Origin of the sequence: Halorubrum sp. GN12_10-3_MGM (assembly GCF_005435235.1) — an archaeon.
GTDB classification, from domain to species: domain Archaea; phylum Halobacteriota; class Halobacteria; order Halobacteriales; family Haloferacaceae; genus Halorubrum; species Halorubrum ezzemoulense.
The window spans coordinates 18,978-41,560 of the sequence record NZ_SGUB01000009.1 but is presented as its reverse complement, the minus strand read 5'-3'; the positions used below and the strand labels follow the sequence as shown (position 1 = coordinate 41,560).

Here is a 22,583-nt window from a genome sequence, read left to right as displayed (position 1 = left end):
GCGCGGACCTACTCGTCCGCCAGCTCGTACGCCAGGCGGTGCGGCATCAGCGCCAGCGTCCGGACGATCGCCGCGAGCGCGACGAAGATCCCGACGAGGACGTGCGCGACGCCGCCGAGCTTTAGCCACAACAGCACGGAGGGGAACGAGTGGATCGTCGCGAGCTGCGAGTTGAGTGCGGTTTCCCCCGCCCGGTCCGCGCCGCCGCCGGCGAGGCTCCACCCGGTGTGAGTGGTGAAGTACTCCTCCAACAGCGGGTGGAACGCGGTGATCTCCACGAAGAGCGCGAACCCGACCAGCAGGTAGCCGACGGCGGCGAACGCAGCCCCGATCTTGAGCATCCGCTTGATCCCGGCCATCGTCGATTCCATCTCAGCGGTCGTGAGCGGCTCCAACGCGGCCGCCTCGGTCTCGGCTGCCATACCCTCCACGACGCGACGCTCTACATAAACGCTCTCTGAGGGGCGCGTGACACGGTTACGTTCATGTGACTCCCTCACACGACACTCGATCGTCGACCGGCGAGGGATCGACGTTCGACGGGGCGGTTACGTCACACTCACCGGAGGGTTATACCCCGTGAGACGGAGGGTTCAGCCATCAATGGCGCCAGTGATCGGCGACGCGAAGCGCGGCACGAGCGGCGACGGACGCACGGGCCCGACGGAGGAGCGACGGACCCGATGAGCGCCGAGAGCGCACGCGACCCCGAGCGGGTCGCGACGTGGAGCGACCTCGGAGACCGGGAGCCCACCCACGCCCGAGCGGCCGGCGTCGACCTCGTCGTTGTCCGGTACGACGACGAGGTGTCGGTGCTGTACGGCCGGTGTCTCCACCGCGGCGTGCTCCTCGGCGACGGCCACGTCGAGGGCGAGGACCTCATCTGCGGCGTCCACGGCTGGGACTACCGGTACGACACCGGGATCAGCGAGTACGACAACTCCGAGCGGTTAGAGAAGTTCCCGGCGTGGGTCGAGGCCGACGACGACGGCGAGGCGGCGGTGTACGTCGACGCGGCGGCGGTCGCCGAGTGGGCCGACGACCACCCGGAGCCGTACGACTTACCGGACGGCGCCGAGGAGGCAGACGACGTGGACGCCGCCGTGAACCCCGAGTTCTACGGGGAGCCGGAGGCCGAGACCGAGCCGCACACCCACTACATCCAGAAGCTCGCCCGCGAGGGGCCCGAGGGGATCGGCGAACACGGGAGCGTCTCCGCGATGGGAGTTCCGCGGACGGAACTGCCGAGCTGGAACGACCTCCAGATCCTCACCGCCCAGCTCGACCGCACCCCCCTCGACGACGAGGCTTCGGTCGATTCGGAATTGGTGATCGGCCCGAACGCGGAGAACCCGCTCAAACTGGAGATCCCGGTGTTCGTCAGCGACATGAGCTTCGGCGCGCTGAGCGAGGAGGCGAAGGTCGCCGTCTCGAAGGGCGCCGACGCGGCCGGCACGGGGATCTGCTCCGGGGAGGGCGGCATGCTCCCCGAGGAGCAGGCGGTCAACTCGCGGTACTTTTACGAGTACGCCACGGGGAAGTTTGGCTGGGACATCGAGAAGGTCGCGGACGTACAGGCGTTCCACTTCAAGGCCGGACAGGGCGCGAAGACCGGTACCGGCGGCCACCTCCCGGGCGAGAAGGTCCAGGGGAAGATCGCGGAGGTCCGGGGTCTCGAGCCGGGCACCGACGCGGTCAGCCCCGCGCGGTTCGACGATTTGGAGACGCCCGACGACTTCGCGGCGATGGCCGACCGCGTCCGCGAGGTCAGCGGCGGCATTCCGGTCGGGTTCAAACTCTCCGCGCAACACGTTGAGGACGACATCGACTTCGCGCTGGAGGCCGGGGCGGACTACCTAATCCTCGACGGCCGCGGCGGCGGGACGGGCGCGGCGCCGGACGTGTTCAAGAACAACATCTCGGTGCCGACGATTGCGGCGATTCCACGGGCACGCCGCCACCTCGACGCGCGCGACGCGGACGACGTGACGCTGATGGCCACCGGCGGGCTTCGCACCGAGTCCGACTTCATCAAGGCGCTGGCGCTCGGCGCCGACGGCGTCGCGGTCGCGAACGCCGCGATGCAGGCGATCGGCTGTCTCGGGATGCGGGCGTGCGACTCGAACAACTGCCCGGTCGGGATCGCGACGCAGAAGGAGGGGCTCCGGAACCGACTCGTGATCGACTCGGCCGCCGAGGGGCTCGCGAACTACTTTGCCGCGACGGTGAAGCTGATGAAGGTGATGGCCCGCGCCTGCGGTCACGACGTGCTGACCGAGTTCGAGCGCCGCGACCTGACGACGTGGAAACGGGACGTCGCCGACCTCACCGGCGTCGAGTACGGGGGCGTGGGGGCGGAGGGGCGTCGGCGGTGAACGGTCGGCCAGACTCAGTGATCCGGCTCGGTGATGACCAGCGGCTCACTCGAGCGAGTCAGGTTGGTGAAACGCGTCTGGACCGTGGTCGTCCAGCCAGGTGAACGCATAAAGTCGTCGCGCCGGTAGTCGTTCGAGCCGACGACCGTCCGCCGCGGCGCCCGTGGTCGGATCCCACGTCGTCCCGTCGCCGGAGACGCCACCGTCGGTCGTCTCGAACTCGTGACCGGGGTCCGCGTACGCGTGGATACCGTCATCCGCCGCGAAGGCGACCACGTCCCGGTCGCCGACTGTCGCCCGCGCGACGCCGCCGGCCGCCCGCACCCGAGAGAACGCGAAGCCGAGCGCGTCGCCGTCGAACTCGACGCCCAACACGACGGTTTTCGGATCGAGGTCCGCGGGGCTGTCCCACTCCCGGGTGTCGGCCGCGCCGCGGTGTGCCGCGAGCCCGAACCCCTCGCCCGCGGCGTACGCCTCGTACGGCGACTCGGCGTAGTCGATCGGCGCGGGCTCGTCGTCGTCGCTCGCGGCCTCGCTCTCTCCACCCGGCGGGTCGAGGACGACGCCGTCCGGGTACGACTCGCGGAACTCCCGGGCAGAGAGCATTGCCGCCGGGCGGACGGCGATCGATTCGCCCTCGAACGCACCGTCGATACACTCGCCGGTCGACTGCTTCCACTCGCTTTCCGTCTCGCGGTCGTACATCACGAGGTCGTCGTCCGCGAGCTTTCCGGAGACGCCGAACTCAAGCGTCCGCCCCGCGTGGCTCCGGTCGTACACGACCGCGCTCCCGCAGAGCGGACACCACGTGACGGCGATCGGATCGCCGCCGTCGCCGCTGTCGAGGGCGTCGTTCACGATCTCGTGGAACTGGAGGTACCGCACGGGGTACGCGCGCGGCGGATCGGCGTCTGTCACGGCGACGACGCGGTCGTCGGCGTCCCCGTCGTACGCGCCGCTGAACCGGGGCTCGTCGACGCTCGGGATCGCGTCCCGCGGGAGGACTCGTCGGACGGTCACGTCGGTGACTGGCGCTCGCCCGACATAACTCGGTTGCTCGCGGGTTGGGGGCGTCACCGCACAGCGCCGCGCCGCTTATTCGACTGGCCGCGCACTGGCGGGTATGAAACGCGTCCGCGTCGACGATGTGGAGAACTCGCTCCAGCCGGCCGCGGTGATGCGACCGCTCACCGACGCTCTCGGGCTGACGGACATGGCCGTGAACTACTACGAGCTCGAACCGGGCGACAGCTTCGCGTTCGCGTACCACAGTCACGAGGTTCAGGAGGAAGCGTTCTACGTCATCTCCGGTACCGCGACGTTCGAAACGGAGGAGGGGCCGGTCGAGGTGGGCGCAAACGAGGTCGTGCGGTTCGGTCGCGACGAGTTCCAGCGCGGCTGGAACCGCGGCGACGAGCCGGTCCGCGCGCTCGCGCTCGGCGCCCCGCTGGAGTACGGCGAGATGCCGCGGCTCCGGTACTGCCCCGACTGCGACGCCGAGCGGGACAGCGAGTTCGACCGCGTCATCGAACCGGGCGACGATGGCGAGGGGTCGGGGCGCGAGGCCGTCGTCACCCGGTGCCTCGAGTGCGGCGCCGAGACGGGCCGCTGGTACCGCGGATCGATGGACGGAGAGGTGCCGTAGGGCGATGTCGGAGCCCCGCGCTCCCGAGCCGGTCGAGCGATTCCTCGCCGATAACCGGGCAGACCTCGTAGAGACCGCGGAGGTGCTCCTGGGCCACGATACCGCGAACCCGCCGGGCCACACCGCGACCGCGGCCTCGTGGATCGCCTCGCGCTTGGAGGGGGCCGGCGTCGACGTCGAGCGGATCGCGGTCGACCCGGAGAAGCCGAACCTCGTCGCGACGCTGCCGGGCGTCGCCGACCGGACGCTCTGTCTCGTCGGCCACCACGACACGGTCCCGTTCGACGCGTCGGAGTGGTCGCGCGATCCCCTCGGCGAACGCGACGGCGGCCGGCTCTACGGCCGCGGCGCGACGGATATGAAGGGCGCCGTCGCCGCGATGGCCCACGTCGCGCTCGCGTACGCCGAGACCGACGCGGCACCGCCGGTCGACCTGCAGTTCGCGTTTGTGAGCGACGAGGAGACCGGCGGCGACGCCGGCCTCCCGAGCGTCAGAGAGGCGATCGAGTTCGTGCCCGACGCCTGCGTCATCGGGGAGACCACCTCGCGGGACGGCCGCTGCGCGGTGTCGATCGCGGACCGCGGCGCCATCTGGCTGACGTTAGAGGCGACCGGTGAGGCCGCACACGGGTCGCGGCCGATGCTGGGTATCAATGCTATCGACCGACTGACGGCCGCGATCGATCGGCTCAAACGAGAGTTCGGGACCCGAGAGCTGGACGTCGCCCCAGAGATGGAGCCGATCGTCGAGGAGTCGGTCGGCTTCCACGGGGAGGAGCTAGACGCCGAGACCGTCCGCGATCTGTTCCGGTATCCGACGGTCAACCTCGGCGTGATTGAGGGCGGGAGCGCGGTCAACACCGTCCCGGCGTCGGCGCGCGCAGAGATCGACATCCGACTGACCGCGACCGTCAAGACTCACGACGCGCTCGGGTCGATCCGGCGCTGTCTCGGCGGGATAGAAGGGATCTCGGTTGCGGACGTCTCATGGAGCCGCGGGAGTTACGAACCGATCGACTCGCCGCTGGTCGAAGCGAGTACGGCCGCGGCGGAGTCGGTCGTCGAGGGGCGGATCTACCGCCGAAGCGCGACCGGCGGCGGGGACGCGAAGGATCTGCGCCATGACGGGATTCCGACCGTGGAGTTCGGCTTCGGGACGGACACCGCCCACGCGGTCGACGAGTACACAACGGTCGACGCGCTCGTCCGGAACGCCAAGGCGTACGCGCGGCTTGTCGGTGAGTTCGCAGCTCGGGTCGACGACGGAACCGCCGGTTCCGACGACCGCTGAATTCGGTCAGTCCCCGCCGTACGTGTGGAAGTCGACCGCCTGTTCGAGTAGTTCGTCAGGAATGCCAGGGACCTCCTCGTCGCGAACGGGGCCGGCCTCCCGCAGCGCCTCGGGCGTCCGCGGGAACTCCCGGAGCGCGAAGTGGATCGAGATACCGGCCTTCGCGCCGTCAGCGAGAGCGATCGGGAGCTGGTTGTGGCCCGGCGTCACGTCGCCGACAGCGTACACGCCGTCGACCGACGTTTCGCCGTGGTCACCGACGTCGACCGTCCCGTCGTCGTTGAGATCGCAGCCGAGCTCGCGAGCGAGCCCGTTGTTATACTCGGAGCCGTACATCGCGAACCCGCCCTTGTACTCGCGCGTCGTCCCGTCCTCGAACTCCAACGCCTTCAGCCAGCCGTCCTCGCCGTTCTGTACACCGGAGACGTCCGAACTGACCACGTCGATCGGGTGGTTCTCCAGCATCTCCGCTGTGTCGTCGCTCCACTGCGGCTCGTGGCCCCGCGTGAGGATGTCGACGTTGTCGGTGAAGTTGAGCATGATACCGGCCACGTGCGCGGTGCTCTCGGCGTGCCCCATCACGTACACCGGTTTGTCGACGAACATGTGGGCGTCGCAGTGCAGACAGTAGTGGAGCCCGCGTCCCGTTCGCGGCAGTGGCGGATCAGGGCGCACGTCGTTGAAGCCTGTCGCGAGGACGACCGCGCCAGTCTCGTACACCGCACTGTTCCCCTCTAGCACGATGCGGTCGTCGTCGCCCTCGCGATTACACGAGGCGATCACGTCGCGGTGGAGGTCGCAGCCGTACTCCTCCAGCTGTTCTTTCCCGACGCCGAGCAGCTCGTTCCCGCTCGTCTCCTCTCGCGTGCCGATCAGGTTGTGGACCTCCTGCATCATCGCCGCGCGACCGCCGCCGCGGTCAACCAAGGCGGTGCGGTGGCCTAATCGAGTGCTGTACAGCGCCGCTGTCTGGCCGGCGGGACCCCCGCCGACGACGACCACGTCGTACGACTCAGCGTCGAGTGACTGAGACATACGACCGTAAACACACGGACCGAACAAAAACCCGTGTTGTAGCCGACACGCACAGACGCGGGACGGAACGTGTCGGTGTTTGAAGCGCCGGCCGACCGCGAGACGGGCTACGGCCTGGAGATGCCGAGCGGCTTCCGGCAGTTCTTACAGAGGAACAGATCGTGGTTCTCGTAGAGCTGGAACGAACCGTCGTCCTCCGGTTCGATCTCGGCGACTTCGCCCTCCGTTTCAAGGTCGTCAGTCGAATCGATGCTCGCCTCACACTCGGGGCACTCAATCGTGTCAGACATACTCAACCATACAATCTGTGAGTTTATAAAATAGTTAGTTAATGTGGCGGCGACACATGCGCGGTCCCGATGTCACGTATCGGGGCGTCCGAGATGCTGATTCGGTGACGTTGCGCCGCCGCGCTCGCCCTCTCTCTCAGTCCCGGTACGCGCAGTGGAATCCGGCGGCGTGCCGGTAGAACGCCGGAATAACCGTCCCGCGAAGGTCGGCGTCGGGGTCGTCCGCGAACTCGAGACCGACCCAGACGCGGGCGTCGTCGACCGCGGCCACGACGTGCGGCGGGAGTTCGTAGGCGCCGGTCGCGGTGAGATACGCTCTCGTGAACGCGTCCGCGAGACGATCGAGGAACCGCTCGGTCGGCTCGAAGGTGTCCCAGCCGTCGGCGACGAGCCGGTAGTAGGTGCGCCGGATCAGTTCCGACCCGTCGTCGATGCCGTGGTCGTCGAACGATGCCGTCGTCGTACAGTCGTCAGTATCGTCGTCTCTATTCGTGTAGTCTGTGCTTTCGTCCATACGAATGAAGACGCGTGGTTACTATAAGTAACCACCATGCGCGTGCGCCTCAGTCGCACACCCGGACTGATCTCATTCCCTGCGCAAGCTGGTCGGTGCTCATAGAATTGCTAACTTTCGTGTACGAGGCGGCCCTAGCCTGAGCGATGAGTGTCCGTGGCCGTCCAGTCTCGTTCTGGCTCCTACTTTTGCTGCTTGGACAGCTATCGGTTCGCGCGCTCGCCGGTGGCACAGCGCTACTTGTGTCCCCATCCGGCGAACTCGTGGGACTGCCGACCGGGCCGCTCGACAACGCACCGATCGAGAACTTCCTCCTTCCGGGTTTCGCGTTGTTTCTGGTGTTCGGTATGGTGTCATCGATCGTCTGTTACGGGCTTTATACGCGGCGAGCGTGGGCGCGGCCGGGAGCGATCGGTGTCGCGCTGGCGCTCCTCGTCTGGGTGATCGTGGAGGTAGTCGTCGGGTTCTCCCGGCCGACGCTCTACCTGAACGTCGCGACTGCGGTCGGTGTCGCGGGGGCCGCTCTGTCCCCGGCGGTACGTACCGACCGACGGGACGAGAGCGCGTAAGCCTCCGGTGTCTCTTCATTGCTGTCCGACAATGCCGGTCCGGTGTCTTCCGTGTCCGGCGCTCAGCAACGCAGATCTGAATAAAATGCGGCCGCTGGAACAGTTTACAGGACAAGATATTCGGCGGAAACAGAGTGAAACAGCAAGACGCGTCGACGGCCGCCGCGGTCCGGAGGCCGTCGGACCGTCTCAGCGCTCCCCGTCCTCACTCCAGCGCCGCCCGAATCTTGTCGGCGCCAGTGACGCCAACGAACCGCTCGACCTCCTCGCCTCCGCGGTAGATCGCGACCGTGGGGATCGACCGGACGCCCGCCTCGGCGGCGAGTCCGTTGTGCTCGTCGGTGTCGACGCCGAGCACCGGGGCATCGATCGTCCCGGACAACTCCTCGAGGATGGGCGTTTGCTGCTTACAGGGGCCACACCAATCCGCGAAGTAGTCGACGACGACCTGGTCGTTCTCCGCGATCGTCTCCTTGAAAGATGCCGCGCTTTCCACGTCGATGATTCCGCCCGCCTGTGCGCCGTCGCCGGAAGCCGCGTCGGATGACATACGTGGTTAGAGGATTCCCGACGGTATATTGGTTCCCGAACCGCGCGGTAAGCGGGTTACCGACAGGTCACCGACCGCGAGAACCTCCCTCCATCATGTCGGTTGGTAACACAAATACATTTCCGCCATGGTCTTATCAACTAGACAATCGTTCACCGACCATGCCAGTCGAGTCGAACGCGCCGTCGGTACCGAGCGACAAGGACGCGATCCTCAGCGCGCCGCGCGACGACGGTGCGAACGTCCTCTTGACCGCGAACAGATACGACGATCCCGAGCGCGGCCGCCACGGGGCGATCATCGAGGAGACGTCGGCGTTCCGGTCAGACATCGAGTTATTCTACGACCTCCACACACTCGCGTGGAACGCCGACGAGGGACACACGCTGGACGCGAGAGACGACGCCGTCGAGAGCGACGTCTCGTACGCGTCGAGCACGGTCCCGGAGATCACTCTCGAGAATCGCTTTGACGAGCCGGGATCTACCGGAGCCATCACGCAGCGCGTCGTCGCGAGTGTCGACACCTGCGGCCTTCTGATCGAAACCGAGGCCGACTTCGAGACAGTCGCCGAGCGGACGTTCTACACCGTCGCCGACCTCGGGATCCACGGCCACGACCACGAGGACCCCAACGCGGTCCAGGAGGCGTTCGTCACCGAGCGGGATGGTGCGGAACTGGTGGTCGCGACCGACGGCGACCGGTGGCTCGCGCTCGCGCAGGACCGGGACGGGGACCGCGAGTTCGACGGCCGCCGGATCGGTCACACCGGCGTCACGGCGGGGCCTGACCGGAGCGCCTGGGCGGACATCTACGAGGGGAACGACGGGTTCATTGACGACGCCGAGGGGGCCGAGGGGAACCTCGACGTGGGCGTCGGGCTGTACGTCGGCGAGACCGACGCGGCGTCGTGGCTCACTGGGGTGGGGTTCGGGTATGGCGAGGAGTCGGCGATCGAACACGCCCTCCGGCTCCTCGATCGGGGGTACGAGTCGGAGCGGGCGTCGTTCGCGACAGCGTGGGAGGAGTGGCACGAGACGGTGTCGGACGGCCCGACGGACGACCCCGCGGTCAACGACCTGTACGAGCGGTCGCTGACGGCGATGAAGTGCGCGCAGGACGGCTGCTGCGGCGTCATCGCCGGCGCGTTCAAGCCGAGTGACATGACATACAAGTTCATCTGGCCGCGCGATCAGGTGATCATCACGCAGGCGCTGATCGCGGCCGGGGCCGAGCACGAGGCGCGACTCGCGCTCCGGTGGTTCGACGAGAACCAGATCACCGGCGACGTCGTCGACGACCGGGGGATCGACCGACACGGGACGTGGTGGCAGAACTACTACGTGACGGGCGAGGCCCACTGGCGGGCGCTCCAGCTCGACCAGGTCGGCGGCCCGATATACGCACACTGGCTCGTCTGGCGGGAGACGGGCGACGACGACCTCCTCGACGAGCATTACGACATGTCACGCCGCGCCGCGGAATTCCTCCTCTCGTACGACAACGGGTACGGCTTCCCAAAGAAGCACCAGGACCCGTGGGAGGAGATCTGGGGCCACAGCACCGAGGGCACCGCAGCCGCGATCGCGGGGCTGCGCGCCATGGGCGAACTTGCCGACGCGCGCGGCGACGAGGCATTCGCAGATGAGTGCCGCGAGCAGGCGACGGTGTGGGCGGATAACTTCGAAAAATACTGTTTCAAGTCCACACCGTACGGCGACGCACTCGTCACGGCCGACAGCCCGGAGACGCCGTCCGACCCGTCGGCCGACGCTCGGCCAGACGCGGCGGCGTTCATGGCCGTCTGGCCGTGGAACGTCGTCGACGCGGACAGCGATTCCGTCGCCGCGACGCTCGCAGCTGCTGACGACGAGGCGTGGGTCGCAGGCGATTCCCCCTGTCTCGGCAGATATCCCGGGGATCGCTACACCCCGACTGGTACCGTTGAGGACGGTGGCTGGCCGCTCTGCGAGGCGTACGCCGACGCCGCTCGGTGGCTCGGCGGGACCGACTCGGGCGCAGTCGCCGACCACGTGTTCGAGGACGCCCGCGAGTGGACGACGAGCGCCGGGCTCCTCCCGGAGCGTGTCGACGGGAGCGGCCGGGTCAGGTGGAACTCGAACCTCCAGTGGAGCCAGGCGACGTACTTGCTGCTCGTCGAAAACCACGTCCGCAACGAGGCGTTCGGGCTGGCCCCCGGGAGTGACACGGAATAAAAACGGAGTGGACGGCCGACGGCGGGCGGCGCTACTCCGACGCGACTGCGTCGAGCGCCGCCGACCGCCACCGATCGATCGCGCGAGCGACGAGGTCCTCGGAGGGCTCGTCGTTGATGTAGTACTGGTAGACGTGGCCCCCCTCGTCGAGCAGTCGGCGGCCCCGGGTCACGAGACCGGTCTCCCGGAGCCGCTTCAGCGACCGGTTCACGTTGCTGCGGTCGCGGTCGAGATGACCGGCCAGTTCGCTCGTCGTCGCTCCCGTGACCTCGACGACGGCGTCGTACGTTCGGACGTCCTGTTCGCCGAGGCCGAACACCGTCCGGAACACCTCATCTCGATCGGGGGCCTTCACCGCGAGTTCCGGCTCGTCGGCTCTCGCTCCCCGCTGACCGGCTCCGCGCTCGGCCCGCGTGTCGGGAGAGAGGTCCGTCTGCAGGTCGGTTCGGCTACTCATCGTCCGTCACCTCTCTGCCGGGGCGACCGGGAACGTGCGGGGTCGTTGGCTTCCGCGTCCGCTCCGCCCCGTTCTCAGTCAAGTGTTCGCGGCCCCACCTGAGCATCGGATCGAGGACCGCCTCCAACTCTTGGCCCCGACTGGTCAGCGCGTACTTGACCCGAACCGGCTTCTCGCTCACCACCTCGCGGTCGACGAGCCCCTCCGCTTCGAGCGTCGAGAGGCTGTCCGAGAGCATCTTGTTCGACACATCGTCGATGGCCGCGGCGAGTTCGCTGAACGTGTGCTCTCCGTTCAGCAGCTGCGTGAGGATGACCGGGTGCCACTTGTGGCCCAACACGTCTGCGACCTCGATGAGGAGGCGCTGCGTGCGCTCGTGCGAGCCGTCGAGTCGGGACAGCGGGATCCGTTCGGTGCTCATATACTGTGAGTCATGCGCCACCAGTATGGTCACCCACGCTACGTGTCTCGGGTGAGGGGTACCGAGACACATAGGTATCCGGTCAGCAGCGTGTAGCTTCACTCGTCGTCGACGAACGACGAGACAAGCGCATGTTCCGCAGAGCGGAGGTGTTGATGGAGCGTCGACGAGGCGATATCGAGGCTCTCGGCTATTTCCTCGGCAGTGTGGTCGCGAGGCCAGTCGTAGTACCCCTTCTCGTAGGCCGTCTCCAGTACCGACCGCTGCCTGTCAGTAAGACCCGCCGCGCCGTCAGTCGGGACCGGAAGGTCCGCCCCACGTGTCAGTGTCTGGCGCTTAGCGACCAGCTCGACGTCGTTCCAGTACTCCGAGAGCGCGTCAAGCACGCGTGTGACGTCTTCGTCGCTCGGAACCTCGGCGATCAGCCTCGTGTCGCCGTCGCTCGCGTGGAGCGACACCAGTCCGAACCCGGCCTCGGCGAGCAGCCCCGGCGGCGCGCCCGCCACGGTGACCTCGACGAGACACGTCTCGCCGCGACACTCGACGAGTCGGCACCCGCGAATTTCGGGGTACTCGTCGAGGAAGGCTCGGATCTCATCGAAGTCTCCATGCGTAATCCGCGTCTCATACGCGTGCGTGTCATCACCGTCGGCGACGCTCCCGAGGTGGTCACACCGGCAGTCGAACGCCGCGGACAGGTCACCCAGCGGACTTGCGAAAGAGAACTCCAGCTCGACCGCGTCGCTCTCGATCAGCGTGTTTCGGCGTCGGTCAGCGATGATAGCGAATCCGAGCGTCTCCCCGAGCAGCTCAAGCCCGCTCTGTGTCGTCTCGGTGAATCCGCTCTCTTCGGTCCCGGCCACGGCAAGCACGCCGAACCGCTGTCGGCCGCAGGCCACGGGGACTGCGGCGGCGATGGACTCCGTGTTGGCGTCCGCCGCAGTCCCGTTTTCGGACTCGAATCGCCGCCGCTGGACGACTGCGGCGTCCCGTTCATTGGCCTGCCGGACCAGTTGCCGCGCGAACGGCGACGTGAGGAATGACTCCGCGTTGGTCTCGCTGAACGAGTCCGTCGCGACCGAGCTGGAGTCGATCGTCACGGCATCGGCGTCGTCTCCCGTCCCGATAGTCGCGATCCACGCTGCTTCGTACAACGACGATTTGGCGAGGTCGTCACAAATAGACTGTTTGACCGCCGCTCCGCTGGTCGCCCGTAGTACTGAACGAATCACTTCGGTGACGAGGGAGTTGAACCGAGCCGCCGCCGTCAGCTCCTCGCGGCGACGCTCCAACTGGCTCTGACGGGACCGGAGCCGCTCGTCGCGTTCGGCGCGGGTCAACGCCGAGTGGACCACGCCGGCGAACAGTTCGATCAGCCGGATATCCTCCTCCGTTAGCGTCGCCTCGCGGTCGAAAACGCTCAGTACCCCAAACTCGCCGAGCGGAACGTGGACCTCGGCCCGACACGGGTCGTCGGTGTACGCGTCGTCTTCTCTTGACTCGTTTCGGACCGTTGCCTCGCTTCGGTACGCCGCACCGGCGTTTGACGACTTGAGGTCGTACGCGACCGCCTGCCGGACGAGCGCCGCGGCCGCATCCGATGTCGCGGTCCGCACCAGTTCGTTGGCGTCGGGGTCGTACAGTCGAACGCAGGCGAGCTCGTGGCCTAGCGCGTCAACGACCGTCCGGATTGCGATTCGACTCACCTCCTCGCGGTCGGCCGCAGCGAGGAGCTCACGGCTCGCCTCGGTCACCCCAGTTAGGCGGCGTTCCCGACGACGCTCTTCACTCACGTCGCGGGCAACACAGACGAACTCACCGCCTTCGAGACCCGTCACCGACGCGCGGACTGGCAGCTCGTCGCCGTCCGTTCGGGAGGCCGTCAGGTCGCCGCGCCACTCTCCGGAATCGACGACCGTCGGTCGACAGTCGAGTTCGAACCGATCCGGGCTCGCGTACAGGTCGTCCCAGCTCCTACCGGCGATCGCGTCCGGGTCATCGTACCCGAACAGGGAGGCGTAAGCGGCGTTCGCGTGGACGACGACACCGTCCGCGTCAAGCACGGCGATCCCGTCGTCAGCCGCGGCCATCGCTGCTGATCGGCGGCGCAGTTCACGCTCGTGCTCTGTCCGCGCCGATGCGTCCCGTACGATCGTGAGTATCTGGTCGTCCTCACCGAACCGGACGGTCGTCGCGGTGACATCGACGGGAACGACCTCGCCGCCCCGCGTGTGACACGACAGCTCTGCGGTGAACCCGCTCCCCCTGTCGCGGACGCACTCGACGAACGACTCGAAGACATCGTAGTCGTGCGGGTGGATATCCGGTGGGCCGAGCGAGAGGAGGCGCTCTCGGTCGTACCCGAGCAGCTCGCACGCCTGGTCGTTACACCGCAGGATGCGGTTCGCCTCTGGGTCGATGACGAGGACCGCATCGGGGGTGTGCTCGAACAGCCGTTCGAAGATCGTCGACTCCGGGTCGTCGCCCGTCACAGAACCGGATTCGGGCACATCGCTCATGACGCCAGGCGAAGCGGGGAGTGTCCGTCGTTCATTCGGTGTGCCTCTCGACTAGTTCGTTCGGTACGCACGCTTAAGAAACCAATCGCGGAGTGGGCAATTAGATCAATTCGGCCTCGCCCGCGCACTCGTCAGGACATCGTGAGCAGTTCATAGCCGTCGGCGACGAGGGCCGCGACGTCCGGACCGTGCTCTTCACCGGCCGTTCCGAGAAGTGGGATTCCCTCCGTTCGACAGCCCGCCGTCGCGTCGAACGCGGCCGCACAGTACGCACAGGCGGCGATCCCGACCTCGCCGGCCACAGCCCTGTCGAGCGCGTCGCGGAGCGGGTGGTCTGCCCGCGTCGCTAGCTCTTTCGGCCATCGAGTTGCCGCCCCGTCGAGAAACACCCGTACGTCGTGGCCGCCGTCGGCGAGCCGGAGCGCGTACTCCACCCCGTTGAGCGCGCTCCCAGTTCTGTCGGGCCCAGCGCTGAGCAACACCGCGTACTTTCCCATACGGATCGGCGGTGAGAGCCAATATAAACGCTATCGGGGGACCCGGTTACGTCGTTACTCTGCGGTTACCGGACAGAAGCGCCGACTGAAACTGAGCATTCGGGGTAACCGATTCCCCATCAGTCGTCGGCGGCCGAGACCGTGCCATCGGAGTCTCCTCCGATCGCCGTCGTCTCCGTCCGGTCGTGGGTCCGGAACGTCGCGAGCGACTCTCGGAGGCGGGTCGTCCGCTCCGCTAGGCCCTCCACCTTCTCAGAGACGCGATCCGAGGAGACGGCTTGTTCTTCCGCCGCAGCCGCGACCGACGAGGCGTTCGTCGAGGTCCGCTGGCTGATCTCGGCGACGTCGTCGACCGATGTCGTTACGTCGTTGACCGCGCGGGCCTGCTCGTCCATCGCGTCGGATATCTCTTTGACACCGTCGTCCGCCTCGGTGATGCGGTCATCGATGTCGGCGAGCGCGGCCTCCGCCGCCTCCACCGTGTCGACGCCGGCGTCGATCCGCTCGCGTATCGCCGCCATCTCCGTCACACTCTCGTCGGTCCGCTCCTCGAGTTCGTCGATGAGCGACTCGACCTCCGCGGCGGCCTCGCTCGTCTCCTCGGCCAGGCTTTTCACTTCGTCGGCGACGACGCCGAATCCGGAGCCTGCCTCGCCGGCCCGCGCGGCTTCGATTGAGGCGTTCAGCGCCAGCAGATTCGTCTGATCGGCGATCTCCGTGATCGTGTCGACGATGACGCCGATGCGCTCCATCCCGTCTTCGAGCTGGCCGACAGCCTCCGTCGCGGACCGGGACCGCTCCTCAACGGCGTGGAGTTCCTCGACGGCGCGTCGCGTCGCCGACCGACCCTCATCGCTGAGTTCGGTCGCCCGTTCCGAAGTCGCTGCGACCTGTTCAGCCGAAACGGCGACTTCCTCAGTTGTCGAGGACATCGTCTCCATCTCGCCGGCGATCTCGACGAGCCGGTCGTTCTGTTTCTCCGCGCCGGCGGAGATCTCGTCTATCGACCCGCTCGTCTCGCGGGCGGCCGCGGCGACCTCCTCCGCACTCGTCGTCATCGCGTCGCTCGCGTCCGCCACTTCGTCGGCGAAGCGGCGCACGTCGGAGACAGTAGTCTCGAGCTCCGACAGCGCCTCGTTGAACGCGTCCGCGATCTCGTGGAGCGCCTCCGGGTCGTCGCGCTCGACCGAGAGCCGAGCGGTCAGGTCGCCATCTGCGGCCTCTCCCATCGTTCCCGCGAAGGCCTCAGCGCGCGTCTCGAGCGTGTCCGCAAATCGTTCCGTCTCGCGTTTGGCTTCGCGGGCGCGCTCTCGCTCCGCCTCTACATCCTCGATGCGACCCTTGAGCGCGGTCCGCATCGCGTCGAACGACTCGTAAAGCCGGCCGATCTCGTCGTCTGTTTTCGGTTCGAGATCGACATCAAGATTCCCGTCTTCTAGTGCTTCCGCCCGTCGGCCGAGTTCGTCGAGCTCGCGGATCGTCGGGCGTGCGAGTCCCATTCCGACGGCTCCGAGGCCGACGATGGCGACGCCGATAATCAAGAGGATGTTTCGCGTCACGGCGGCGTGGGCGGCCGGGTCGACGACCCCAGCCGTCTGTCGGATAGTGAAGAGGCCCGTCACCGCGATTGCGGCGATGACGAAGGCGATCGAGAGGCCGAACTTGACGAGCCGGTTCTGTTCCACCACGGCGGGGATGAGTCGACTTCGAACCGCCCTGCGGCGGCTTCGATCCGACGTCACTCGGCCCACCTCCGCCGACGGTCAAGCGGGACGCAGCCCGTGATCTGTCGCGAGTCCATGTGGGTGGCTGTGACAGTCTCCGATTTAATTCGTCGGTGCCGATTATCACGTACGGGTCTCACGGGTAACGGCGACGTAACGGCGTTTCTCGCGGCTCACGTCGCGTTCGTCTCGGGATCCGTTGATACCCTCCGTCTGCCCGAGTCGAACGCCCTCGCGGCGAGAGTTTATTCGTCGCAACCGACGAAAGAGAATCGCATGATTGTGTTACACGCGGTCTTTCCGCTCGATCCCGAGAAGCGCGACGAGGCGCTCGATCTGATCGCCGACCTCGCTGAGAAATCCCGCGCCGAGCCGGGGATGATCGACTACCGGCCGGCGACGGACGTGGACGATCCGAACGTGGTCCGGTTCTTCGAGCAGTACGAAGACGAGGCCGCCTTCGAGGCGCACTCCCAGACCGACCACTTCCAAGAGTTCGAGGCGGCGCTGCCCGACCTGCTCGCCGGTGAACCGGAAGTTACCCGGTTCGAGGTCGACTCGGCAGCAGAGATGGATCTCTAAGCGAAGGCTGCCAGTCAGCCGCCGTCAAACCGAATTACTGCTCCGCCGAACGGTTCGTCCGTTCGTCGATCTCGTTGGCCTGACTGATCGCGTCGATCACGTCCCTGGCGATGTAGTCGAGGTCGTCCGCGTACGCCTGCGTCGTCTCGCTCACCTCGTCGACGTTCTCGGAAGTTCGAACCGCGCTGTCGGCGATGCCGTCGAGATCGTCGACCGCGTCCGTAATCGACGCCGCGGCAGTTTCAGTGCGCACGTCAACCGTCTCGATTTGTGCTATCGTCTCGTCCGCGGTCGAACGCACCTCCTCGACGGTCGCCTCGATCTCCGTCGCGCGCTCCTGAGCCTGTTCGGCGAGGTCTTTGACTTCGTCTGCGACGACGGCGAAACCGGAGCCCGCCTCGCCGACGCGGGCGGCCTCGATAGAGGCGTTCAATGCGAGCATGTTCGTCTGGTCGGCGATTTCGTTCAGCATCGCGACGATGTCGTCGATCTCGGTGACTGTCTCACGGAGCGTCTCCAGTTTCTCCTCGGCTGCGGCGGCAGCGACCTTCGCTTCGTCGACGTCGGCGTTCGCCTCACGGGCCGACCCTCGGGCCGTCTCCGCCAGCGACGCTGTGTCGGAGCTTGATTCGTTCGCCTCCGCGGCACCGCGAGACAGCGACTCGATCGCGTCGCTCGACTCGCTCAATTCCGTCCCGATCTTCGAGAGGAGCTTCGCATGCTCGGCTGTGAGCGTCGAGAGCGGCGCCTTCCCCTCCGGGTCGACCGTTCCGTCCGACCCTCCGCTTCCGTTGCGATCGCGTGATTGTCGACTCATGAGTGTGCTCCCGCCGAGGCGGTTAGCGTACACTTCCGCGGGGGCTATTTAATCGTGGTCCGCATATTATCAGATACGATGTCAGACCACGATCACGACCACGACGACGGCGATATCCACGCGTGTGACTGCGGCGCGACGTTCGACACGCTCGACGAACTGAAAGACCACGCCAAGGAGAATCACCCCGACGCCTACGAGGAGAACTTCGGGGACGAAGCGTAGTGTCGGACCGACGAGTCAAGGCATGAGTGGAGACGCCACCTGTCCGACCTGCGGCGACGAGACGGAAAGCAGGCTCGCGATCATCGAGCCCTCGGAACTGAAAGAGGAGCGCGAGTACTGCCTCACCTGTGAGACGTTCGTCGACGCGGACGCGCGGAAGCCAGAGTAACCTGTCGTGTCTGCGTCGCCGCGGCGCGCGCCGAGGAAGATCGGCCCACCGCCGAGCGCACCGGCACACGAGAGCCGTCCGATGTCCCCTGCGCCCGACCAGTGAAATATTATATCATCGGAGCAGTAACTAACCATAGAGAGGCGGAAACGGACTTCGGCCGCAACTGTCCGCCCGCCGTTTGGGTCCGACCGGTCGAACCGACCACCAGAATCGCAAACTGGACAGCCGACACATGGGCAACGAATCAACGGACGGTGGCGAAGGCATTGAGGCGAGCGGAACCGGTGGGGACCCCACATCGGTCGAAGAGCGGTATCAAAAGGTCTTCGAGTACAACAACGACGCCGTCATGATCGTCGACTTCGAGACCGAGTCGTTCGTCGACGTCAATCCACGCGCTTGCGAACTGTTGGGGTACTCCCGCGAGGAGCTGCTCTCGATGGATCCCGAGGACATCCACCCGGACGACATCGACCGGGTTCGAGAGGAGTTCATCTCGCAGGTCAAAAGCGAGGGAACCGGCTTCACAGACGATCTCACGTGTCTGACGAAGGACGGAGAGAAGGTCCCCACCGAAGTCTCCGGGGCGGCCTTGGAGTCGACGGCGGGTGCGGCGGACGCCGAACCGAGACGGATGATCGCGATGCTCCGAGACATCTCGGGACGCGTTCAAACCCGGCGCCGGCTGGAGCAGAAGGTCGAACGGCTTGACCGGTTCGCCGGTATCGTTTCACACGACCTCCAAAACCCCCTTTCAATCATTCAAGGGCACGCGAAACTCGCCAGACAGACCGGCGACTCAGAACATTTCGACGCGGTCGAGGACGCCGCCGACCGCATGGAAGAGATGCTGTCGGAGCTCCTCCGGCTCACCCGAGAAGGCGATTTGATTCACGAGCGGGAGGATGTCGATTTAGACGCGATCGCGCGTAACGTCTGGGCCAACTGTGACATGGCGCCGGCAAGCCTCGAGGTCGAATCGTCGACGACGCTCCGGGCCGACCGAGACCGCCTTCACGAACTGCTCGTGAACCTCTTCGAGAACGCCCGCGACCACGGCGGACCGTCGGTGACCGTTCGGGTCGGTGTACTCGACGGGCCGGAACTGAACGGCTTCTACGTCGCGGACGACGGGGCGGGAGTCCCGACTGACGACGAGGACGACGTCTTCGAATGGGGTCACACGACGACGGGGGACGGAACCGGGTTCGGGCTGGCCATCGTCGCCGAAATCGCGGAGGCACACGGCTGGGAGATCGGCGTCGAGGAGTCTGCAGACGGCGGCGCAAGGTTCGAGATCGACGGGATCGACCGCTAATGCGAGAGATCGCACGGCTCGACGCGGACCGGCGAGGCCGTCAACGACGTGGCCGGCGCCATTCACGCGCTTCCGATTCCGAGCAAGGTGGCCGAGACGGCATCCAAGAACGCGGCCCGGGAACCGCTTCCAGTGACTGGTCGGCCATGGACTCAGAGACAGCGCCACAAAAACCGAGCGGGTGCCGACGGTGAGTAACGCCGACACGTCGAGTCGAGCCGCTCGGTTCGTCGACATCGGGCGGCGGCTCCGCTCGAGTCTCGGCGACCTCCTCTCACAGGAGTTCTCGTATTCCTCGGGGCACCTCGCCGCTATCTTACACGGGTGTCTGTTTGCGCCGTCGATCCTGACTTTCTGGTTCGTCAACGGCGTGCTCGACTTCTCGACCGCGGCCGCCGTCGGCGCAGTCGCTACGACGGCCGGACTCCAGATTCGTCTCTTCGCGTACGTGCTTCTCGTGCCGGTGTTCTTGCTCACGAGACTGACCGTTCACCTCGCTCATCCCGTCCATCGGGCACAGGTGCTTTCGGGGTCGTGTCCGACAACGGAGCTGATGAGTCTCGACTGGGTCAGTCTGGGTATCCTCGCGACTGGGCTTCCACTCGCGATTCAGAACTTCGGGCCGTGGGTCGGGATGAACGCCGTCCTCCTCGTCGGGATTTTCGTGCTTCCGCGCATACTGTCGCCCCGGTACCGTCCAGGCGCCAAACTCCTCGCGATCGCCGCCGGCGGGGCGGTGTTCATTTACGCGACTTACGGGGGCGCAATCTCCTTCCTACCGGCCCCGGCATCGGTCCTTGGCCCCGTCGCGACGGTGTCGCTCACGGATATGACCACTGAATGGCTGTTCCGGCTCGCTAACAGCATCGCGTTCGGCCCGCCGCTGGTCGCCGCGTTCGGCGTCGCGATGAACCACATTCTGACCCGGCCGGAGCTCCGCGACCTGCCGGTCATCCGGCGGACGCTGCCACACCGCGACTCGGACCAGGTTGTCGCCGCAAGCGCGGCATTCGGGACGACGTTCTATCTTATAGTCGTCGCGGCCGCGACCGGTGAGGTTGTTTTACTTCCCTGAACCAGAGTCCTCCGGAAGCCCCGTACTGGCGGGAACGGCGGGAGGCGAATTAGAAACCTCCTCGCGGCGGTCCGCCGCTGAAAACGACTTTTGTTCGGCCATTCGGCACATACAAATGATCTACCGCGTGTGGATAATGGAACCGAACAGCCGCCGCACACTTAATTTACTGCGGCGCGCCGGATGACGTCATGAGTAGAGACTCGACTTCGACCGGGGCGGCAGGCAACACGAATTGGTACAAAGCGCTCGACCCGGACGAGCTGCCGGAGGGACGGGTGAAGGCGGTGAGCTGCGGCGACACGACAGTCGCGATGACGCACCAGAACGGTGAGTACGCCGCGCTCGACAATCGCTGTCCCCACCAAGGTGGGCCGTTGGGCGAAGGATCTATCGAGACCGGACTGCTCCGCTGTCCGTGGCACGGCTGGGACTTCGACCCGCTGACGGGGGAAACACCCGGATCCCACGACGACTGCGTCGAGACGTTCCCGGTAGAAGTGCGCGACGATGGGATCTACGTCGGATTCCCCGAAGAGGAGCCGCACGAGCGGACGGTGTCGGACGTGATCGCCGAGACGCTGGTCAACTGGGGGGTCCGGCAAGTGTGGGGGATCGTCGGACACTCGAATCTCGGGCTCGCCGACGCGCTCCGCCGCGAAGCGGCCGGGGGAAACCTCGCATATTATGGCGTACGCCACGAGGGGGCTGCCGCGTTCGCTGCCTCCGCGTACGGGAAGCTCACCGGCCGCCCGGCGGCGTGCTTCTCCATCGCCGGCCCCGGTGCGACGAACATGCTCACCGGACTGTGGGACGCGAACGTTGACCGCTCGCCGACGATCGCGCTCACCGGACAGGTCGAGTCGCAGGTGCTCGGCACAGGGAACTTCCAAGAAGTCGATCTGGAGGCGGCCTACGGCGACGTCGCTGAGTTCGAGGCGACCGTCCTCCCCGACAGCGACCACGCCGAACTCGCGACGCGGGCGGCCAAGACCGCGATTCTTGGCCGTGGAGTCTCGCATCTGGTCTTCCCCGACGAGATCCAGACCCAGTCGGCTGAGGGCGTCGATCCCGGGGACCCGGAGGGACGGATCACGGACCGCGACATCACGCCACCGGAAAGCGCGCTTGAGGACGCGACCGACCTGCTCGAGAGCGCCGAGCGGCCGGTGATCGTCGTCGGACACGGGGCCCGCTTCGAGATGGACGGGATCGTCGATCTGGCCGAGCGGTTCGACTGTCCTGTGCTGACGACATTCAAGGCGAAAGGGCAGATTCCCGACTCGCACCCGCTCGCGGGGGGTGTCCTCGGCCGGAGCGGGACCCCGATCGCGAGCCACTTCATGAACGAGGCCGACTTACTGGCCGTCTTCGGCGCGAGCTTTTCGAACCACACCGGCATCGCGGAGTACAAGCCGACGATCCACGTCGACTACGACGCGATGACGCTCGGGAAGTTCCACAGTATTGACGTGCCGGTGTGGGGCGAGATCGGCGTCACCGTCGACGAACTCCACGAGCGACTTGACGAAGTTGAGGCGGAGAGCCAGCGCGAAGAGATCGCCGACCGCTGGGCAATTTGGCGTGAGGAGAAGGCCAGCCGGCGAGCGGGGATACCGGAACGCGGCGTCAACTACGCTACGGCCTTCGAAGCGATGACCCGGCTCGTTCCCGACGATGCGATCATCCCCGTTGACGTGGGGAACAACACCTACGCGTTCGGCCGGTACTTCGAGCCGGAACACCAGTCCGTGCTCATGTCGGGGTACCTCGGATCGATCGGATTCGCGTTCCCAGCGGCCCTGGGCGCGTGGGCAGCCACCCAGGAGCCGGAGTCGGAGTTCAGCGGTCGTAAGGTGGTCTCGGTGTCCAGCGACGGCGGCTTCGGCCAGTACATGAGCGAGTTCACGACCGCGGTGAAGTACGATATGGACGTTACCCACGTCTTGTTGAACGACGACGAACTCGGGAAAATCAGTAAGGAGCAGCGGACCGGGGGCTGGGATGTCTGGCAGACCGACCTCGTCAACCCCGAGTTCGCGGCGTTCGCGGAGAACTGCGGGGGCCTCGGTCTCTTCGTCGACGACCCCGCCGATCTCGACGACGCACTCGAAAAGGCGATCGCCCACGACGGTCCCGCGCTCGTCGAGATCCTCACCGATGCTGATCCGGTGTGAACACCCGTCTCGATACGTAGCTGTGGTCTCCGAGACGCTTTTGTTCAATAAATAAATCCACCGCTTGCGTGTCCGGCCGGTGACCGGACGCGATACGTATTAATTTTTAGTGAG

At 66.4% G+C, this 22,583-nt stretch carries 23 protein-coding genes; 11 read left to right on the top strand and 12 right to left on the bottom strand.

Annotated features, from left to right (window positions below; all coding sequences use genetic code 11):
* Positions 1 to 8: 8 nt before the first annotated feature.
* Positions 9 to 422, bottom strand: coding sequence for a hypothetical protein (locus EXE47_RS08605; RefSeq protein WP_089308249.1), 414 nt, complete (start codon positions 420 to 422; stop codon positions 9 to 11).
* 261 nt (positions 423 to 683) lie between these two features.
* On the opposite strand from EXE47_RS08605, the gene EXE47_RS08600 reads away from it, so the two are divergent.
* Positions 684 to 2,375, top strand: coding sequence for a glutamate synthase-related protein (locus EXE47_RS08600; protein ID WP_137708136.1), 1,692 nt, complete (start codon positions 684 to 686; stop codon positions 2,373 to 2,375).
* A 45-nt stretch (positions 2,376 to 2,420) separates the two neighbouring features.
* Here EXE47_RS08600 and EXE47_RS08595 read toward each other — a convergent pair whose 3' ends face one another.
* Positions 2,421 to 3,395: a DUF3179 domain-containing protein gene (locus EXE47_RS08595; protein ID WP_137708135.1), complete on the bottom strand. Its 975-nt coding sequence runs from the start codon at positions 3,393 to 3,395 to the stop codon at positions 2,421 to 2,423.
* A 103-nt stretch (positions 3,396 to 3,498) separates the two neighbouring features.
* Between EXE47_RS08595 and EXE47_RS08590 the strand changes: the two genes are divergently transcribed.
* Together EXE47_RS08590 and EXE47_RS08585 are read left to right on the top strand one after the other, a co-directional pair.
* Positions 3,499 to 4,020 (top strand): cupin domain-containing protein, encoded by a 522-nt coding sequence (locus tag EXE47_RS08590; RefSeq protein WP_137708134.1) that lies wholly within the window; start codon positions 3,499 to 3,501, stop codon positions 4,018 to 4,020.
* A gap of 4 nt (positions 4,021 to 4,024) precedes the next feature.
* Positions 4,025 to 5,311: a M20 family metallopeptidase gene (locus tag EXE47_RS08585; RefSeq protein WP_137708133.1), complete on the top strand. Its 1,287-nt coding sequence runs from the start codon at positions 4,025 to 4,027 to the stop codon at positions 5,309 to 5,311.
* A gap of 6 nt (positions 5,312 to 5,317) precedes the next feature.
* On the opposite strand, the gene EXE47_RS08580 is transcribed toward EXE47_RS08585, so the two are convergent.
* The 3 genes from EXE47_RS08580 to EXE47_RS08570 all read right to left on the bottom strand — a co-directional run bounded on the left by EXE47_RS08580 (position 5,318) and on the right by EXE47_RS08570 (position 7,150).
* Positions 5,318 to 6,346, bottom strand: a complete 1,029-nt coding sequence (locus EXE47_RS08580) for an NAD(P)/FAD-dependent oxidoreductase (RefSeq protein WP_089308244.1) — start codon at positions 6,344 to 6,346, stop codon at positions 5,318 to 5,320.
* A gap of 107 nt (positions 6,347 to 6,453) precedes the next feature.
* Positions 6,454 to 6,636, bottom strand: coding sequence for a hypothetical protein (locus tag EXE47_RS08575; protein WP_089308243.1), 183 nt, complete (start codon positions 6,634 to 6,636; stop codon positions 6,454 to 6,456).
* A 136-nt stretch (positions 6,637 to 6,772) separates the two neighbouring features.
* Positions 6,773 to 7,150, bottom strand: coding sequence for a hypothetical protein (locus EXE47_RS08570; protein ID WP_137708132.1), 378 nt, complete (start codon positions 7,148 to 7,150; stop codon positions 6,773 to 6,775).
* A gap of 146 nt (positions 7,151 to 7,296) precedes the next feature.
* Between EXE47_RS08570 and EXE47_RS08565 the strand changes: the two genes are divergently transcribed.
* Positions 7,297 to 7,719, top strand: coding sequence for a DUF2127 domain-containing protein (locus EXE47_RS08565; protein WP_137708131.1), 423 nt, complete (start codon positions 7,297 to 7,299; stop codon positions 7,717 to 7,719).
* 205 nt (positions 7,720 to 7,924) lie between these two features.
* On the opposite strand, the gene EXE47_RS08560 is transcribed toward EXE47_RS08565, so the two are convergent.
* Positions 7,925 to 8,269, bottom strand: a complete 345-nt coding sequence (locus EXE47_RS08560) for a co-chaperone YbbN (RefSeq protein ID WP_137708130.1) — start codon at positions 8,267 to 8,269, stop codon at positions 7,925 to 7,927.
* A 161-nt stretch (positions 8,270 to 8,430) separates the two neighbouring features.
* Between EXE47_RS08560 and EXE47_RS08555 the strand changes: the two genes are divergently transcribed.
* On the top strand, positions 8,431 to 10,485 hold the full coding sequence (locus tag EXE47_RS08555) for a glycoside hydrolase family 15 protein (protein ID WP_137708129.1): 2,055 nt from the start codon (positions 8,431 to 8,433) through the stop codon (positions 10,483 to 10,485).
* Between the two features lie 31 nt (positions 10,486 to 10,516).
* Here the strand turns inward: EXE47_RS08555 and EXE47_RS08550 are convergent, their stop codons facing one another.
* From EXE47_RS08550 to EXE47_RS08530, 5 genes are all read right to left on the bottom strand, one after another.
* Positions 10,517 to 10,942, bottom strand: a complete 426-nt coding sequence (locus tag EXE47_RS08550) for a helix-turn-helix domain-containing protein (RefSeq protein WP_137708128.1) — start codon at positions 10,940 to 10,942, stop codon at positions 10,517 to 10,519.
* Positions 10,935 to 11,363 carry a helix-turn-helix domain-containing protein gene (locus EXE47_RS08545; protein ID WP_137708127.1) on the bottom strand — a complete coding sequence of 143 codons (429 nt, stop codon included), beginning with the start codon at positions 11,361 to 11,363 and terminating at the stop codon, positions 10,935 to 10,937. Before EXE47_RS08545 ends, EXE47_RS08550 begins: the two co-directional genes overlap by 8 nt.
* Positions 11,364 to 11,461: 98 nt before the next feature.
* Positions 11,462 to 13,855, bottom strand: coding sequence for a PAS domain S-box protein (locus EXE47_RS08540; RefSeq protein ID WP_158293595.1), 2,394 nt, complete (start codon positions 13,853 to 13,855; stop codon positions 11,462 to 11,464).
* Between the two features lie 158 nt (positions 13,856 to 14,013).
* The gene (locus EXE47_RS08535) at positions 14,014 to 14,379 is read right to left on the bottom strand and encodes a DsrE family protein (protein WP_137708125.1); all 366 of its coding nucleotides are present in this window, start codon (positions 14,377 to 14,379) and stop codon (positions 14,014 to 14,016) included.
* 119 nt (positions 14,380 to 14,498) lie between these two features.
* Complete coding sequence (locus EXE47_RS08530; RefSeq protein ID WP_241997561.1) at positions 14,499 to 16,067, bottom strand: methyl-accepting chemotaxis protein; 1,569 nt, start codon at positions 16,065 to 16,067, stop codon at positions 14,499 to 14,501.
* A gap of 312 nt (positions 16,068 to 16,379) precedes the next feature.
* On the opposite strand from EXE47_RS08530, the gene EXE47_RS08525 reads away from it, so the two are divergent.
* The gene (locus EXE47_RS08525) at positions 16,380 to 16,685 is read left to right on the top strand and encodes a putative quinol monooxygenase (RefSeq protein ID WP_094519949.1); all 306 of its coding nucleotides are present in this window, start codon (positions 16,380 to 16,382) and stop codon (positions 16,683 to 16,685) included.
* Between the two features lie 34 nt (positions 16,686 to 16,719).
* Here the strand turns inward: EXE47_RS08525 and EXE47_RS08520 are convergent, their stop codons facing one another.
* Positions 16,720 to 17,502 carry a methyl-accepting chemotaxis protein gene (locus EXE47_RS08520; protein ID WP_089308234.1) on the bottom strand — a complete coding sequence of 261 codons (783 nt, stop codon included), beginning with the start codon at positions 17,500 to 17,502 and terminating at the stop codon, positions 16,720 to 16,722.
* A gap of 78 nt (positions 17,503 to 17,580) precedes the next feature.
* Here EXE47_RS08520 and EXE47_RS18430 point away from each other — a divergent pair, with 78 nt between their 5' ends.
* The 5 genes from EXE47_RS18430 (at position 17,581) to EXE47_RS08505 (ending at position 22,469) form a co-directional block, all read left to right on the top strand.
* The gene (locus tag EXE47_RS18430) at positions 17,581 to 17,727 is read left to right on the top strand and encodes a hypothetical protein (RefSeq protein ID WP_158293594.1); all 147 of its coding nucleotides are present in this window, start codon (positions 17,581 to 17,583) and stop codon (positions 17,725 to 17,727) included.
* Between the two features lie 22 nt (positions 17,728 to 17,749).
* Positions 17,750 to 17,896, top strand: coding sequence for a hypothetical protein (locus EXE47_RS18425; protein WP_158293593.1), 147 nt, complete (start codon positions 17,750 to 17,752; stop codon positions 17,894 to 17,896).
* Between the two features lie 235 nt (positions 17,897 to 18,131).
* Positions 18,132 to 19,217, top strand: a complete 1,086-nt coding sequence (locus EXE47_RS08515) for a PAS domain S-box protein (protein ID WP_137708124.1) — start codon at positions 18,132 to 18,134, stop codon at positions 19,215 to 19,217.
* A gap of 370 nt (positions 19,218 to 19,587) precedes the next feature.
* Entirely contained in the window at positions 19,588 to 20,292 is a 705-nt protein-coding gene (locus tag EXE47_RS08510; RefSeq protein ID WP_241997560.1) for a hypothetical protein, read from the top strand.
* A 191-nt stretch (positions 20,293 to 20,483) separates the two neighbouring features.
* Complete coding sequence (locus tag EXE47_RS08505; RefSeq protein ID WP_137708122.1) at positions 20,484 to 22,469, top strand: thiamine pyrophosphate-binding protein; 1,986 nt, start codon at positions 20,484 to 20,486, stop codon at positions 22,467 to 22,469.
* Positions 22,470 to 22,583 lie beyond the last annotated feature (114 nt).